A 15,558-nucleotide genomic window follows, 5' to 3' on the forward strand; every position below is an offset into this window, starting at 1 on the left:
AGCGCCATCAGGCATGACGTAATTACAAGACCTTATGCGGCCTACAATATCCCGTAGGCCTGATAAGCGCAGCGCCATCAGGCATGACGTAATTACAAGACCTTATGCGGGCCGAAGCATTCGTAATGAATGTTTTCGTTATTCACGCCCAGTTCAACAAGCTGCTTCGCGGCAAACTGCATAAAGCCCACCGGACCGCACAAATAGAACTGCATTCCTGGAATATCGATAGCCGCTTTCATCGCCTTCAGATCCATCAGACCTTCGCTGTCAAAGGCATCGTTAGCGCGATCTGTTTCGCTCGGTTCGCGGTACCAGGTGTGCGCGGTAAAGTTCGGCAACGTTTTACCCAGTTCGTTTACCTCATCGGCAAACGCATGTACATCACCGTTTTCTGCGGCGTGGAACCAGTTGACCTGGGCGCTGTGCGGCGCGTTGGCCAGCGTATCCAGCATTGCCAGCATCGGCGTTTGACCGACACCGGCAGAAATCAGCGAAACCGGTGTGTCGTGGTCAACTGCCATAAAGAAATCGCCAGCCGGCGCCGCTAAATGCACCACGTCGCCAACGCGCGCCTGATTGTGCAGCCAACTGGAGACCTGACCACCCTCTTCACGCTTAACGGCAATGCGGTAACCTTTACCCTCCGCTTTACGGGTCAGAGAATACTGACGAATTTCCTGATGCGGAAAACCTTCCGGTTTCAGCCAGACGCCCAGATACTGGCCTGGCTGGTAGTCAGCCACGGCGCCACCGTCCACCGGTTCAAATTCAAAGCTGGTAATCAGTGCGCTGCGCGGGGTTTTCGCCACGATCCGAAACGGACGTGTGCCTTCCCAGCCGCCGGTTTTACTGGCGTTTTCACGGTAGATTTGCGCTTCGCGATGGATAAAGACGTTAGCCAGCACGCCGTAGGCTTTGCCCCACGCATCCAGCACTTCCTGGCCCGGGTTGAACATTTCGTCCAGGGTCGCCAGCAGATGGGTTCCGACAATGTTGTACTGTTCTGGCTTGATCTGGAAGCTGGTGTGCTTCTGGGCGATTTTTTCGACCGCAGGCAGCAGGGCAGGCAGATTCTCAATGTTGCTGGCATAGGCGGCAATGGCATTGAACAGGGCTTCACGCTGGGAGTCATTACGCTGGTTACTCATGTTAAAAATTTCTTTGAGTTCAGGATTATGAGCAAACATGCGATCGTAAAAATGGGCGGTCAGTTTGGGGCCCGTTTCAACCAGCAGGGGAATGGTAGCTTTTACAGTGGCGATGGTTTGAGCGTCAAGCATACGGTCTTCCTTTATGTGAACTTTTAATGATGTATGTCAAATACATCTTATAAAAAATACCCCTGCACTGTAAATGGTTCTTTGACGCTTTGCGTTTTAAAAGCGACAACGTGAAAAATCTGCATCACAAACCTGAAAAGAAATCCGTTGAAATTTGTAAGGTCTTCATTCGGCAAAGCCTTGTGTCGTGTGAAGGTAATCGTTTGCGTAAATTCCTTTGTCAAGACCTGTTATCGCAGAATGATTCAGTTATACTGTTGCCCGTTGTCCAACAGGACCGCCTTTTAAGGCCAAAAATTCTATCGTTAGCTGAGTCAGGAGATGCGGATGTTAAAGCGTGAAATGAACATTGCCGATTATGATGCCGAACTGTGGCAGGCTATGGAGCAGGAAAAAGTACGTCAGGAAGAGCACATCGAACTGATCGCCTCCGAAAACTACACCAGTCCGCGCGTCATGCAGGCGCAGGGCTCTCAGCTGACTAACAAATACGCTGAAGGATATCCGGGCAAGCGCTACTACGGCGGCTGCGAATACGTGGATATCGTTGAGCAACTGGCGATTGACCGCGCGAAAGAACTGTTTGGCGCAGACTACGCTAACGTGCAACCGCACTCTGGCTCCCAGGCTAACTTCGCCGTCTATACCGCGCTGCTGCAACCGGGTGATACCGTTCTGGGTATGAACCTGGCGCAAGGCGGTCACCTGACTCACGGCTCCCCGGTTAACTTCTCTGGCAAACTGTACAACATCGTGCCTTACGGTATTGATGAGTCCGGTAAAATTGACTACGAAGAGATGGCGCAGCTGGCTCAGACCCACAAACCGAAGATGATCATCGGCGGCTTCTCTGCCTATTCCGGCGTGGTTGATTGGGCAAAAATGCGTGAAATCGCTGACAGCATTGGCGCATACCTGTTCGTCGATATGGCGCACGTCGCGGGTCTTATCGCCGCAGGCGTTTACCCGAACCCGGTTCCGCATGCTCACGTTGTGACCACCACCACCCACAAAACGCTGGCTGGCCCGCGCGGTGGCCTGATCCTGGCGAAAGGCGGTGACGAAGAGCTGTACAAAAAACTGAACTCTGCCGTTTTCCCAAGCGCGCAGGGCGGCCCGCTGATGCACGTGATCGCGGGTAAAGCCGTGGCGCTGAAAGAAGCCATGGAGCCAGAGTTCAAAGTCTACCAGCAACAGGTTGCGAAAAACGCCAAAGCGATGGTGGAAGTATTCCTGAATCGTGGCTACAAAGTCGTGTCCGGCGGTACTGAGAACCACCTGTTCCTGCTGGATCTGGTGGACAAAAATCTGACCGGTAAAGAAGCTGACGCCGCGCTGGGTCGTGCCAACATCACGGTGAACAAAAACAGCGTGCCGAACGATCCGAAAAGCCCGTTCGTCACTTCCGGTATCCGTATCGGTTCTCCGGCTATCACGCGTCGCGGCTTTAAAGAAGCGGAAGCGAAAGAGCTGGCAGGCTGGATGTGTGATGTGCTGGACAACATCAATGATGAAGCGGTGATTGAGCGCATCAAAGGTAAAGTTCTGGATATCTGCGCACGTTTCCCGGTTTACGCATAAGTTATCGCAGAAGTCAAAAAGGCCGCGCGAGCGGCCTTTTTGATTGATGACAAACATCCTGCAGACGAAATTGGTATATCTTCGACACATGAATTGTCGGGTGGCGCTACGCTTACCCGACCTACAAAAACCTACGATATCAATGGTTTTGTAGGCCCGATAAGCGAAGCGCCATCGGGCGACGGTCTAACGTCTGTCTACCGATATCGCCCCGGACCAGTCACGGCCAATAACAAAAACCTGCGATATCAATGGTTTTGTAGGCCCGATAAGCGAAGCGTCATCGGGCGACGGTCTAACGCCTGTCTACCGATATCGCCCCCGGTCCCGTCAGTGCCAGCAGCAGAAAACCTCCCGCAATGCTGACATTCTTATAGAAATTAATCATATTCGGACCGACCGCATCACCGGTCATATTCCAGAAATGATGGCCGATTACTGCCGTACCCAGCGTATAGAAAACGAAGAGGATTGCCAGCGGGCGAGTAAAAAAGCCCAGTACAATCAGTATCGCTGCGGGAACCTCCATGACGACGGCAATAATGGCCGCCAGCATTGGCGCAGGCGTACCGAGAGAGGTCATGTACTGTACGGTCCCGTCGAAACCCGTCAGCTTAGGAAAGCCAAAAATAATAAACAGAACCGCCAGCGCAATGCGGGCAATCAATAAAAACAGATGGCGTGATTCACCGAACTCAAAATAACGTAACGTGTTCATAGCAGGCTCATTGACATGAGTAACGTACTTTAAAATTAATACACAACGGCCCGCCTCGCCATTGGCTAAATGTCGTTCAGCTGCGACTCAACGTACAGATAGCCAATTCCCATCAGCTGCTGGGCGCGAGTCAGCGTACCAAAGCCAATCTGTGTCGCTTTTGCTCGCGGGTTATCTCCGTGATCGAAAGGATTAAATCCCGTCTGTTGTCTTAGCGTGTTGAGCCAGGGTTCACCGAAGGCGCAACTGCGCCCGTACAGCCAGATCTGATTAATATTCAGGATATTGAGAAAGTTATACAGGCTTAGACCAATCGCGCTGGCGGCATGTTCCACCCACGCCTGAATGCGCACATCACCCCTGCGCCAGGCATCGATTAGCATATCCGTGGTCAGCGTTTCCGGATCCCTTCCCGGCACCGGCTGCGCTTTCATCCAGACTCTGGCCTGCTTTTTCAATGCGCTCAGTGAGGCGACGGTTTCCAGACAGCCATAACGGCCACAGTCGCAGGCGATGCCGTCGGGGTTAACGATGGTATGACCAATCTGACCGCTGCCGTACAGACTGCCGCGATAAATCTGTTCGTTGATAACGAAAGAGGACCCAATACCGTAGTCGACGTTGATGACGCAGAAATCCTCGTTGGCAGCCGGGTTTTGCCATTTTTCTGCTAGCGCCAACATCACACAGTCGTTGTCCAGACGGACCTGTATGCCGAGTCGCTCCTCCAGCAGATACTTTATTTCCACTGGCGTTTTCCACGGTGCCTGCGGCATGGTTTTCGACGCGCCGGTGATCGGATCCACCTGACCGTGGACGCCCAGCGCCAGGTTGATTGTGATGTCGGGATAGCGCTGACGCCAGCGCCGCCAGTGGCTGGCAATCGCCGCGAGCAGCGCTTCAGGCGTTGCGGCGTTGATCACCTCGTGCTGCCAGTTGCCAACCGCCATCAGTCGGGCATCGGCAAGTTGGCTGGTCAGGCTGGTGGGGGTGACGTTCATACACAGCGTCCACGCGCCCCGTTCCGGCAGATGAAAACTCCCGCTGCTGAGCCCGCGCTGGCTTAGCGTTTCCCGGGAGTGGTAAATTCGGCCTTCATCCAGCAACTCTTCAAGAATGTTACTCACTGCCGGAATCGACAGGCCGGTGAGCTGCGCCAGCTGCGATTTACTGAGCTGCTTTTCGCGCCACAAATGCGACAGAAAGATCTGTTTATTCGCCTGTCTGACCCGGGCGTTATTGAATCCCGAACGCTGCATACACTTAACTCCCTTAACTATATTGCGTGAGCATTGCACATTTTACCGCCAGTTAACTGCCACACAATAGCCACAAGATGACATTTTACTTTTGTTTATTGAGTGGAGGCAGCATGTACGGTTCAGTTAAGGTCTGGCAGGAGACCCTCTCATTACCGACCTGGACGGTGGGTGAGGAAGACACCAACCCAATGTTCCTGGAAAAACGGGTTTATCAGGGTTCTTCAGGGGCGGTTTACCCTTATGGCGTGATCGACACTCTGACCGGCAAACGCGAGATGCGCGATTACCAGGCCGTGTGGATGGAAAACGATTTTATCCGCGTCATGCTGTTACCAGAACTGGGTGGGCGTATTCACCGCGCGTATGACAAAGTACAGCAGCGCGATTTTGTCTATTACAACGAGGTGGTGAAACCCGCGCTGGTTGGTCTGTTGGGGCCGTGGATCTCGGGTGGGATCGAATTTAACTGGCCGCAGCACCATCGTCCCACCACTTTTATGCCGGTGGATTTTACGCAGCGGGCAGGGGAGCACGGTGAGCAAACCGTCTGGATGGGCGAAGTGGAGCCGATGCGCGGCCTACAGGTGATGACCGGATTCACCCTCTACCCGGATCGCGCGCTGATAGAAATTACCGGTAAAGTCTTCAACGGCAACGCCACGCCGCGCCACTTTTTATGGTGGGCGAACCCGGCGGTGAAGGGCGGCGACGATCATCAAAGCGTGTTCCCACCTGATGTTACGGCGGTATTCGATCACGGCAAGCGCGATGTTTCCGCTTTTCCGATCGCCACGGGCACCTATTACAAAGTCGATTACTCGGCGGGGGTGGATATCTCCCGCTACAAGAATGTGCCGGTGCCGACTTCGTACATGGCGGAAAAATCGGACTACGACTTTGTCGGTGCCTGGCATCACGGCGAGCGCGGCGGACTGTTGCACGTTGCCGATCATCATATCTCGCCGGGAAAAAAACAGTGGAGCTGGGGCTACGGGGATTTCGGTGTCGCCTGGGATCGCAACCTGACCGATGAAAATGGTCCGTACATCGAATTAATGACCGGGGTGTTTACCGACAACCAGCCTGATTTCACCTGGCTTGCGCCTTACGAAGAGAAGGTGTTCGTTCAGAACTTCCTGCCGTATAGCGAATTAGGGACGGTGCAAAACGCCAGCACTGACCTGGCGCTGCGACTGGTGCGTGATGAAAACCATCTGTCCGTCGGCGTCTATGCCGTTGCGCCATTACATGACGTGCGGGTGACGCTCAGCGCAGACCGCGGGCCTTTCTTCGAAACCACGCTGACGCTGGCACCGGGGGAACACTGGCTGACGACGCTTGCCGATTCGGGCTATACGCGGATCGCCATGACGGTCACGCGTCACGACGGTCAGACGCTGCTGCGATACGAAGAGCATATTGCTGACGACCTGCCGCTACCTTCGGCGGCAACGGCCCCCGCACAACCGGAGGCGTTGTCTAACACGGATGAACTCTACTTTATCGGTCAGCATCTGGAGCAGTACAACCATGCCAGTCGTTACGCCGGGGATTACTATCGCCGGGCGTTAGCGATTGATCCGCTGGATTACCGCAACAACGTCGCATTGGGGACGCTGGCGCTGAACCAGGCTGACTGGACGCAGGCTGAACGCTGTGCGAGAGCAGCATTACAGCGAGCGCATCACCTGAACAAAAACCCGCGCGATGGCGAAGCCAGTATGTTGTTGGCCACTGCGCTGGAACGCCAGGGCGATTGCGAACAGGCCTGGGAGCATAACTACAAGGCGAGCTGGAGTGGAAACTGTCGCGATGCGGCCTTCTGGGCTCTGGCGAGGATCGCGATGGCGCGTGGCGACCAGGCGGATGCATTGGAAAAAGTGACGCAGAGTCTGCGTTTTAACGGCAGCAACAACCTGGCGATGGGGCTGAAAGCGCTGGTGCTGGCAGCGTTGGGGCGCACATCAGAGGCGTTGAAGTACATCGAACAGCAGCTCCATGACTATCCGCTCAGCTATGCGTTGCACTATGCGCGCTGGGCAATACGCCGGGATGAACTGTCGAAAACGGCGCTTATCGCTATTACGGGTCGACGCGGTACCAACGCTTGTGAACTGGCGGGGTGGCTGCTCTCTTTCGGTCAGAAAGCCGCGGCTCGCGAACTGCTGGAGCTACTGGACAGCCAGGAAACGCTGCCGCTGCTGTGGCGGGCGTCGCTAAGCGACAATCCGCAGCCGTTCATCGACCAGGCGCGGGCCTGCCTGCACAACCGGGTGCGTTTCCCAAACACTCTTGATGAAGTGCAGATGCTGCAAACGCTGTCGCACAGCGCCTATGCCCGCTATCTGCTGGGCTGCTTCTGGTACAGCAAACGCCGCTACGAAGAGGCGCTTTCCTGCTGGCAATTCACCCTGCAACAAGAACCTGAATTTGCGCCAGTGCATCGTCTGCTGGGGATTTATGCGTGGAACAAACAGCAGGATGCCGTAAAAGCACACCAGTATTTGTCGCAGGCAGTGGCGCTGGAGCCCGACAACGCCCGCTTCCTGTTTGAACTGGATTATCTCAATAAGCTGTTGGCTACGCCTGTCGGGCAGCGTTTGCAACAGCTTGAATCACGCAAAACGGTGGTATTCCAGCGTGACGATCTGACGGTGGAGTTACTTAGCCTGTGGAACGGACTGGGCTACTACGATGAAGCGGCGAAGGTTCTTGGCGAGCGCGTGTTCCATCCCTGGGAAGGGGGCGAAGGGAAAGCGACCGGGCAGTACTTGCTGAACCAGGTTCATCGGGCGCTGGCGGCGATCGGCAGGCAGGAATTATCTGCCGCGGTCAGCCTGCTACAACAGGCGCTGAGCTACCCGCAAAATCTGGGGGAAGGACGCCTGCCCGGACAAACCGATAACGATATCTGGTATCTGTTGGGCTATTGCGCCCAACGTCAGGGGCATCATGACGAGGCACAGCGTTACTTTGCGCGCGCCACCCGCGGTGGAAGTACGTTGGATGCTGGTCGTTATTACAACGATCAGCCCGTGGACTATCTCTTCTGGCAGGGCATGGCGCTGAAAAAACTGGGTAAGAGTGACGATGCAGAACAACTCTTCAAAAGCTTCCTGCAATGGGTAGCGTCACAGCGAGACCATGTGCCAGAGGTGGATTTCTTCGCCGTCTCATTACCGGATCTGGTGGTGCTCGATACCCCGGCGGAGGCAAAGCATCAGCAGCACTGCCTGTTTATCACCGCGTTGGGGCATCTGGGGCTGGGGGATTTATCCGCCTGCCAGCAGGCGCTTGACGCTCTTCTGCAACAGAATCCGGCGCATGACAAAGCTCTGCTCCTGCGCCATGTCATCAGACTGGAGTTATTGCACTAAACCCTGAACCGGTGGTGGTGACGCCACCGGAAACCTACTGTTCCCTGCGTTTCCCTGAAAGAGGAATCATAATGAATAACGCGCAGACACATTTGAAAATCGGCTACGTCTGGACCATCTGTCTGGTCGCGGCCTGTGGTGGTTTGCTGTTTGGCTACGACTGGGTGGTGATTGGCGGGGCAAAACCCTTTTATGAAGCGTACTTCTCAATAACCGATCCGGCGCAGTCGGGCTGGGCGATGAGTTCAGCGCTGGTAGGCTGTATTTTTGGGGCGCTGATTTCCGGCTGGTGTGCGGATAAATTTGGCCGAAAAATGCCGCTGATCCTCTCGGCTATTCTGTTCAGCGCCTCCGCATGGGGAACCGCCGTTGCCAGTAACTTCGACATGTTCGTGATTTACCGCATCGTCGGCGGCGTCGGGATTGGCCTAGCCTCCGCGCTCAGTCCGCTGTACATCGCCGAAGTCAGTCCGGCGGAGAAACGCGGACGCTTTGTGGCGGTGAACCAGTTGACCATTGTGATTGGCGTGCTGGCGGCGCAACTGATCAACCTGATGATCGCCGAACCCGTTGCGACAGGGGCCACGCAGCAGGCGATCGTCGAGAGCTGGAACGGGCAGATGGGCTGGCGCTGGATGTTTGGCGCAGAGTTAGTCCCTGCACTGGTGTTTCTGGTGCTGATGTTTTTCGTTCCCGAATCCCCGCGCTGGCTGGTGAAGGCGGGTAAACCGGAACGCGCGCGCGCCATGCTGCAACGCATTGGTTCTACGGAATATGCCGGGCAGACGCTGAAGGAGATTGAGCACACGCTGCTCAAAGATAACCATAAGGTGGCATGGTCAACGCTGTTGCAACCACAGATCAAACCGATAGTTATTATCGGCATGGTGCTGGCGGTCTTCCAGCAGTGGTGTGGGATCAACGTGATCTTTAATTACGCGCAGGAGATTTTCGCCTCCGCCGGTTTCGACATCAACGGCACCCTGAAATCCATCGTCGCCACCGGCATTATCAATCTGGTCTTTACTATTGCCGCGCTGCCGCTGGTGGATAAACTCGGTCGCCGCAAACTGATGCTGTTTGGCGCATCCGGCCTGACCGTGATTTATGTGTTGATTGCTGGTGCATACGGGATGGGGATTATGGGCTGGCCGGTGCTGGTTCTGGTGCTGGCAGCCATTGCAATCTATGCCCTGACGCTGGCACCTGTCACCTGGGTGCTGCTGTCCGAAATTTTCCCTAACCGCGTGCGCGGGCTGGCGATGTCGTTGGGCACGCTGGCACTGTGGATTGCCTGCTTCCTGCTGACCTATACCTTCCCGCTGCTCAATGCCGGGCTGGGCGCAGCCGGGAGTTTCCTGCTCTACGGCGTGATTTGTGCGATGGGCTATGTGTACGTGCTGCGTAATGTACCTGAAACCAAAGGCGTCACCCTGGAAGCCCTTGAGGAACAACTGGCGGCGAGACACCTGAAGGCCAGCCCGTCGGCACAGCAGAGAAGTGCTCGCTGATGACGACGCCGCTGACGCTGAATAACGCGCATCTGCGGATGCGCGTGGACCCGCAGGGCGGTAGGCTGCTGGCGTTGTTTTCGTTACAACATCAACAGCCGGTTTTACGTGCAGGCGAGGAGAAATCCGTTGGTGAGGGTGGGCTGTTTCCGATGCTTCCGATCGCCAATCGTGTGGCCGATAACCGCTTCAGCCAGCGCGGAACAGAGGTGCAGTTGCCGCTGCATAATGCGGATGAACGTTTCTTTCTGCATGGTGACGGCTGGCTTAAGCGCTGGGAGATAGCAGACGTAACCGACGACAGTTGTCGATTGTGTTTGCGCAGTCAACTGGCGTGCGGGTATGACTATCTGGCGGAACTCCAGTATGTGCTGGAGGCGTCGGTACTCAGAGCGTCGCTGACGATCGTTCATCTGGGCAAACGCCCGATGCTTTACGGCTGCGGTTTTCACCCGTTCTTTGTGTTTGATGCTCAAAGCACCGTGCAGTTCTCGGCAAGCGGTTACTGGCCAGAAGGCGAACATCATTTGCCACTGGCCTGGCAGAGCGAACTCCCGGCGGAAGTCGATTTCACTAGGGCGCAATATGGCGCGGATCGCTGGCTGAACGTGGGATATTCCGGATGGAGCGGACAGGCGGTCATCCGTAGAGGTGTGATGAATATCACGATTTCTGCGCAAACTCCCTGGCTGATGCTCTTCAGAATGCCAGGTCAGTCATTCCTTTGTCTGGAACCGCAGACGCATCCGGTAAATGCCCACCACATGCCGGGGCAGCCGGGATTACGGATGTTAGGCTCCGGAGAACAGTGTTGTTTTACGATGGAGATTCGCGTTGATTAGCGACAAGACGTTGTTATGTCGCTGTTAATGTTCACTTGCGCCAGCCTGCGTTTATCGCCAGACTATCGCCTCCACACGGGAGGGGATCATGTCTTTGCACTCCACGCGCTGGCTGGCGCTCGGTTACTTCACCTACTTTTTTAGCTACGGGATTTTTCTTCCCTTCTGGAGCGTCTGGCTTAAAGGGCTTGGCCTCACGCCAGAAACGATCGGCCTGCTGCTAGGCGCTGGACTGGTGGCGCGTTTTCTCGGGAGTCTGATCATTGCCCCGCGGGTCAGCGACCCGTCGCGACTGATCCGTGCGTTACGCCTCCTGGCGCTGCTGACGCTGGTCTTTGCACTGGCCTTCTGGGCCGGAACCCATGTCGCGTGGCTGATGGTGGTGATGGTTGGCTTTAACCTCTTCTTCTCACCGCTGGTGCCGCTCACGGACGCGCTGGCGAATACCTGGCAAAAACAGATTACGATGGACTACGGTCGGGTACGACTGTGGGGATCGGTGGCGTTTGTTATCGGTTCGGCGTTGACCGGAAAGCTGGTCAGCGTGTTTGATTATCGGGCGGTTCTGGCGCTGCTGACGTTGGGCGTCGCCTCAATGCTGCTGGGAATGCTGATTCGCCCCAGCGTGCTGCCACAGGGGGAAAACCGGCATCAGGAGAGCGCCGGTTGGCCCGCCTGGCGTGCGCTGGTCACGCAGAGCTGGCGCTTTCTGGCCTGCGTATGTCTGTTGCAGGGGGCGCATGCCGCTTACTACGGCTTTAGCGCCATTTACTGGCAGGGAGCCGGCTATTCCGCTTCGGCGGTAGGCTATCTCTGGTCGCTCGGCGTGGTTGCGGAAGTGATTATCTTTGCTCTAAGCAACAAACTGTTCCGCCGCTTCAGCGCCCGCGATCTGTTACTGCTCTCCGCCGTCTGCGGGGTGATTCGCTGGGGACTGATGGGCTGGACGACGGCGCTGCCGTGGCTGATTGTCGTGCAGATCCTCCATTGCGGCACTTTTACCGTGTGCCACCTGGCGGCGATGCGCTATATCGCGGCGCGTCAGGGAAGCGAAGTGATCCGTCTGCAGGCGGTCTATTCTGCGGTGGCGATGGGCGGCAGTATTGCCATCATGACCGTGTTCGCCGGCTTCCTGTATCAGAACCTGGGCAACGGCGTCTTCTGGGTAATGGCGCTGGTGGCGCTACCGGCCATGGTGCTGCGGCCAAAGGTGACCGCCTCAGCCTGATTCCAGCATCTTGCGGATCTGCTGTTGCTGATGTGGCGTCAGCGCTTGATCCGCGTGAATCAACGGTGGTGAAAAGAGCGGCAGCAGCGTGGCGTAAGGGGTGACAATCAGCGCCACGCCGCGCGGCGAGCCCTCCCGCTGGAAAGTCCGCATTGGCAACGGCTTGATGTTCAGCGGCAGCAGGGTCAGCTCACGCAACTGTTGCTCTATCTGCTGCTCCAGTTGCGGATTATCCCCGGTCAGTAAGACGACCTGCTTCTCATGCAGATCATTATCCTGCATCAGCCATGCGCCAAAAATCACCGCCACCAGTCCCGTCTCTTCCTCGGAAAATTCAACGTCATACTCTTCTTCAAGCCCGCGTAACGCATCACGAGTGGTACGCATCAGACGCGGATAGAGGCGGGCGAATTCTTCCGGCAACGTGTTATCGATACCGATAGAAAACAGACTGCGGTTCAGCGCCTGAGCGAGGTGGATGTAGAGTTGGGCATTCAGTCCGTGCTCGTCATTGAAACGCACCGCGCCCATTTCGCGAAAGCGCAGGATCAGTCGGGCGATCGCCAGACGCAACCGCCGGTTCTGCTGATGGTTATCGCGAATCGGATCCGGGATGCGGATCATCGAAAACAGCAGCGCCATAAACAGTGATTCCGTGAGCGGCGCATTTTGCATGACGCGCCGCTGCCAGTGGCGACCGATCTCCTGCGCCAGCGGGTATTCGGCGCAGGATTGCGCCCAGCGCTGCTGAACAGGATTAAATTCCGGGGAGATCCCCGCGTGATGCTGCAACAGGCAATATTGCAGATAGAGGTGCAGGAACTGAATATCCCGGCACTCAAACGGTTTTTGCAGGCGACGCGCGCAGAGGTTAATCAGGGCATGTAGATTGGTGTCGTCATACAGCGTGCGCAGGATCCCCCGCTGTTTCAGTTCGGTTTTGAGGGCGGGGGCAAAGTGTTGGGTAATGAACGCCGGACACAAACGCAGGCCGCGTCTGAGCCAGTGTAAGAGGCAGAGGCGTTGGTTTAACGCGGTACCTTCGATCCGGTAGCACCCGTTTGGACCAGTGCTAATGCTGAGTCGATGATAACGCTGGATCTCCCGTCCCGTTTCGACAATATCCTCACGGGCAACAGCATCATCGACACCATTTAGCGCACTGAACATTTCCGCGGTGGCACTTTGCCCCGGCTGGAAAAGCGTCAGCAAAACCTGGCAACGGCGCTGGGGAGCAGAAAGTACAGATGGCGGAGCAAGCGTTGGCATCATCTGTCGGATCTCCCGTAGGTATGTTAGATAAGAATAGCTAAAGTTTTTCCATAGCCATTACGAATGAAATGTTTTGCGTCAGGATTGCAGGGAGAGGTCACAGAATTTTTCACGCGTGCAGCCACATCAGAAAGTTTAACGCAGCGCTTTACCAGGATTTTTCGCGTTTTTTATCTTCAGATGGCGCAAAAAAAGCCCCGCCGGAGAAGGCGAGGCTGAAAGGTTGCTAATGGATTAGCGTTCCTGTCGCAGGGTTAAACCGACATCCCCCCCCGGATGCACGGCCAGCAGCGTTTCTTTGGTGTAGCCGCTCTCGCTCATCAGACACGCGCAGGCGGCATCAAAGATCGCAATCACCAGCATGATGGAGGTGGTCGCCAGCATGTTCAGCGGATCCGCCTCGCGCTGGACGCCGGTAGAAATTACCAGTCGGGCGGCGCGGGCAATGGCGGAATCCGGGTTTTCCGTGACGCTGATAATCGGCACGTTGCGTGCGGCCAGACCCGGCAACAGTCGCGTGAGCTCGTCAGAGTTACCGCCACGGGAAAGCAGAATGACCCGATCGTCCGCGCGTAAAAAACCGAGATCGCCGTGCGCGGCATCGGTGGCGTTGAGATAGATTGCCGGGCGCTCAACGCAGGCCAGCATGTGGGCGATTTTTCGCGCCGCAATGCCGGAGGTGCCGACGCCGGTGACCACAATTTTCCCACGGCATTCGCGCAGTTCCGTCATTAATGCATTCCAGACCGGTTCGTTAAGATGCTGACCCAGACCGGCCAGCGCCTCGCTGTAGAGGCTCCAGGTGTCGCTTGCCTGCTGCCATGAGCTACTCATGCGTCCCCCTGCATCAGTTGACGGTACTTCATATGATCCTGATACATCTCATGGAACACCTGATATTTGCGGTCGTAATACTGCTTAATGCGGTTGGTCTGTGGGGTGACCGTTTTACCTATCCGGCTCATCGCCGACATCGCTTCCGGGAAGGTCTCGAAAACGCCGGCGGCGATAGTGCCCATCATCGCGCCACCCAGCAGCATCGCTTCGCTCTCTTCCGGCAGTAACATGGCGCAACCGGTGGCATTGGCATGTTCCTGCACAAAAATAGGGTTCTTGGTGCCGCCGCCGCTGGCCATGATGGTGTCAATGCTGTAACCGCTCTGGTTCATCGTCTCAATGATATGGCGCGTACCCAGCGCGATGGCCTGAATGGTCGCCAGATAGTGCAGCGCCATATCTTCCGGCGTGCGGGAAAGCTTCAGTCCGCTGATCGCCCCGGTCAACGTTGGGTTGGCGCGTGGTGAACGGTTGCCGTGAAAGTAGGGCAGGATATGAATATCGCGGGTCAGGAAGGCGATATTTTCCGGCTCACCCGCCATTTTACGCAGCAGCGCGTTCAGCACTTCATAAATGGTGTGTCCCTGCGCTTTTGCCTGCGCCAGCAGCGTCTCGTAACAAGGATGCGACTGAATAATATGGTCGATCAGCGCGCCGGTAGCGGACTGTCCACCTTCATTGAGCCAGTATTCCGGCAGTACGGCGGAATAGTAGGGACCCCAGACGCCGCCGATAAAGCGCGGCTGTTTAGAGATGGCCATGTGACCGGTCGAGGTTCCGCCAATCAGCGCGACGCGGCGGTCAAAGTCAGCGACTTCGCCGGAGACGCCGCAGGCGCCGAGCGTGCCGAGCGTGCCGGCGTGGGCGTCGATGATCGACACGCTGACGGCAGTGCCCGGAATCAGCCCCATTTCACTGGCGGCGCGCTGGGTCAGTCCGTGTCCAAGCGGTTCACCCATCGTTTTCACGTAGCGGCCAATTTTTTCCGCATCGTGTTCCAGCAGATCTTCCAGCCCGATTTCGCGGAAGTAACTGGCATCCCACTTGTCTTCATGGCCCATGTAGGTCCATTTGCACACTGTGGAACAGAGGGAACGCGTGTCGTCGCCGGTCGCGCGCCAGGTCAGGAAGTCGGGTAAATCAAAATAGTAGCCCGCGTTCGCCCAGGTGTTAGGCATATGCTGTTTCAGCCACAGCAGCTTCGGCGTCTGCATTTCCGGAGAGATAATCCCGCCCACGTAATCCAGAACCCGGTGGTGCATCGCGTTGATGCGTTCGGCCTGGGTGATGGCGCGGTGATCCATCCACACGATAATGTTTTGTTCGCTGCGCCCGGAAGGGCTGATGGTCAGCGGTTTGCCCTCTTTATCCAGCACCACCAGCGAACAGGTGGCGTCAAATCCCAGCCCTTTCACCTGGATTGGGTTGATATCGGACTGATTAATGGCATCACGAACCGCGTTGCAGACGGCCTGCCAGATGTTATCGGACGACTGCTCGACGAAATCGGCCTGCGGGCGGTAAATCTCAATCGCGCGAGTGGCCTGACCGACCATTCTGCCGTTAAGATCAAATACGCCTGCGCGAGCGCTGCCGGTTCCTACATCCACACCAATAAAGTAACTCGCCATAATTTTTCTCCTGAAA

At 56.3% G+C, this 15,558-nt stretch carries 11 protein-coding genes; 5 read left to right on the top strand and 6 right to left on the bottom strand.

The genetic code is table 11. The features are described from left to right. Positions 1 to 92: 92 nt before the first annotated feature. Positions 93 to 1,283, bottom strand: coding sequence for an NO-inducible flavohemoprotein (gene hmpA / locus OGY35_RS15615; RefSeq protein ID WP_286632739.1), 1,191 nt, complete (start codon positions 1,281 to 1,283; stop codon positions 93 to 95). A gap of 327 nt (positions 1,284 to 1,610) precedes the next feature. Between hmpA and glyA the strand changes: the two genes are divergently transcribed. After that, complete coding sequence (gene glyA / locus OGY35_RS15620; RefSeq protein ID WP_042999800.1) at positions 1,611 to 2,864, top strand: serine hydroxymethyltransferase; 1,254 nt, start codon at positions 1,611 to 1,613, stop codon at positions 2,862 to 2,864. Positions 2,865 to 3,159: 295 nt separating this feature from the next. On the opposite strand, the gene OGY35_RS15625 is transcribed toward glyA, so the two are convergent. Beyond that, positions 3,160 to 3,582 (bottom strand): DoxX family protein, encoded by a 423-nt coding sequence (locus OGY35_RS15625; RefSeq protein WP_152402896.1) that lies wholly within the window; start codon positions 3,580 to 3,582, stop codon positions 3,160 to 3,162. Positions 3,583 to 3,647: 65 nt separating this feature from the next. After that, entirely contained in the window at positions 3,648 to 4,841 is a 1,194-nt protein-coding gene (locus OGY35_RS15630; RefSeq protein WP_286632740.1) for an ROK family transcriptional regulator, read from the bottom strand. A gap of 113 nt (positions 4,842 to 4,954) precedes the next feature. On the opposite strand from OGY35_RS15630, the gene OGY35_RS15635 reads away from it, so the two are divergent. The 4 genes from OGY35_RS15635 (at position 4,955) to OGY35_RS15650 (ending at position 11,802) form a co-directional block, all read left to right on the top strand. After that, positions 4,955 to 8,221, top strand: coding sequence for a DUF5107 domain-containing protein (locus OGY35_RS15635; protein WP_286632741.1), 3,267 nt, complete (start codon positions 4,955 to 4,957; stop codon positions 8,219 to 8,221). 71 nt (positions 8,222 to 8,292) lie between these two features. After that, a complete protein-coding gene (locus OGY35_RS15640; RefSeq protein ID WP_286632742.1) occupies positions 8,293 to 9,732 on the top strand; it encodes a sugar porter family MFS transporter in 1,440 nt (479 codons plus the stop codon). Further along, positions 9,732 to 10,574 (top strand): aldose 1-epimerase, encoded by an 843-nt coding sequence (locus OGY35_RS15645; RefSeq protein ID WP_286632743.1) that lies wholly within the window; start codon positions 9,732 to 9,734, stop codon positions 10,572 to 10,574. Before OGY35_RS15640 ends, OGY35_RS15645 begins: the two co-directional genes overlap by 1 nt. Positions 10,575 to 10,662: 88 nt before the next feature. Next, complete coding sequence (locus OGY35_RS15650) at positions 10,663 to 11,802, top strand: 3-phenylpropionate MFS transporter (RefSeq protein WP_152402907.1); 1,140 nt, start codon at positions 10,663 to 10,665, stop codon at positions 11,800 to 11,802. Here OGY35_RS15650 and csiE read toward each other — a convergent pair. The 3 genes from csiE to OGY35_RS15665 form a co-directional block, all read right to left on the bottom strand. After that, positions 11,794 to 13,074, bottom strand: coding sequence for a stationary phase inducible protein CsiE (gene csiE / locus OGY35_RS15655; protein ID WP_286632744.1), 1,281 nt, complete (start codon positions 13,072 to 13,074; stop codon positions 11,794 to 11,796). The genes OGY35_RS15650 and csiE overlap by 9 nt on opposite strands. A gap of 234 nt (positions 13,075 to 13,308) precedes the next feature. Beyond that, positions 13,309 to 13,908, bottom strand: a complete 600-nt coding sequence (locus tag OGY35_RS15660; protein ID WP_152402913.1) for a KpsF/GutQ family sugar-phosphate isomerase — start codon at positions 13,906 to 13,908, stop codon at positions 13,309 to 13,311. Next, positions 13,905 to 15,542 carry an FGGY-family carbohydrate kinase gene (locus OGY35_RS15665; RefSeq protein ID WP_152402915.1) on the bottom strand — a complete coding sequence of 546 codons (1,638 nt, stop codon included), beginning with the start codon at positions 15,540 to 15,542 and terminating at the stop codon, positions 13,905 to 13,907. The genes OGY35_RS15660 and OGY35_RS15665 overlap by 4 nt, the downstream gene beginning before the upstream one ends. Between the last annotated feature and the right edge of the window lie 16 nt (positions 15,543 to 15,558).

This window comes from Citrobacter sp. Ct235 (assembly GCF_030332305.1).
In the GTDB taxonomy this organism is placed as follows: Bacteria; Pseudomonadota; Gammaproteobacteria; order Enterobacterales; family Enterobacteriaceae; genus Citrobacter_A; species Citrobacter_A telavivensis.

Bases quoted from the DNA above. Each gene is read 5' to 3' on its own strand.
- hmpA (WP_286632739.1), bottom strand. From the start codon at position 1,283: ATGCTTGACGCTCAAACCATCGCCACTGTAAAAGCTACCATTCCCCTG.
- glyA (WP_042999800.1), top strand. From the start codon at position 1,611: ATGTTAAAGCGTGAAATGAACATTGCCGATTATGATGCCGAACTGTGG.
- OGY35_RS15625 (WP_152402896.1), bottom strand. From the start codon at position 3,582: ATGAACACGTTACGTTATTTTGAGTTCGGTGAATCACGCCATCTGTTT.
- OGY35_RS15630 (WP_286632740.1), bottom strand. From the start codon at position 4,841: ATGCAGCGTTCGGGATTCAATAACGCCCGGGTCAGACAGGCGAATAAA.
- OGY35_RS15635 (WP_286632741.1), top strand. From the start codon at position 4,955: ATGTACGGTTCAGTTAAGGTCTGGCAGGAGACCCTCTCATTACCGACC.
- OGY35_RS15640 (WP_286632742.1), top strand. From the start codon at position 8,293: ATGAATAACGCGCAGACACATTTGAAAATCGGCTACGTCTGGACCATC.
- OGY35_RS15645 (WP_286632743.1), top strand. From the start codon at position 9,732: ATGACGACGCCGCTGACGCTGAATAACGCGCATCTGCGGATGCGCGTG.
- OGY35_RS15650 (WP_152402907.1), top strand. From the start codon at position 10,663: ATGTCTTTGCACTCCACGCGCTGGCTGGCGCTCGGTTACTTCACCTAC.
- csiE (WP_286632744.1), bottom strand. From the start codon at position 13,074: ATGATGCCAACGCTTGCTCCGCCATCTGTACTTTCTGCTCCCCAGCGC.
- OGY35_RS15660 (WP_152402913.1), bottom strand. From the start codon at position 13,908: ATGAGTAGCTCATGGCAGCAGGCAAGCGACACCTGGAGCCTCTACAGC.
- OGY35_RS15665 (WP_152402915.1), bottom strand. From the start codon at position 15,542: ATGGCGAGTTACTTTATTGGTGTGGATGTAGGAACCGGCAGCGCTCGC.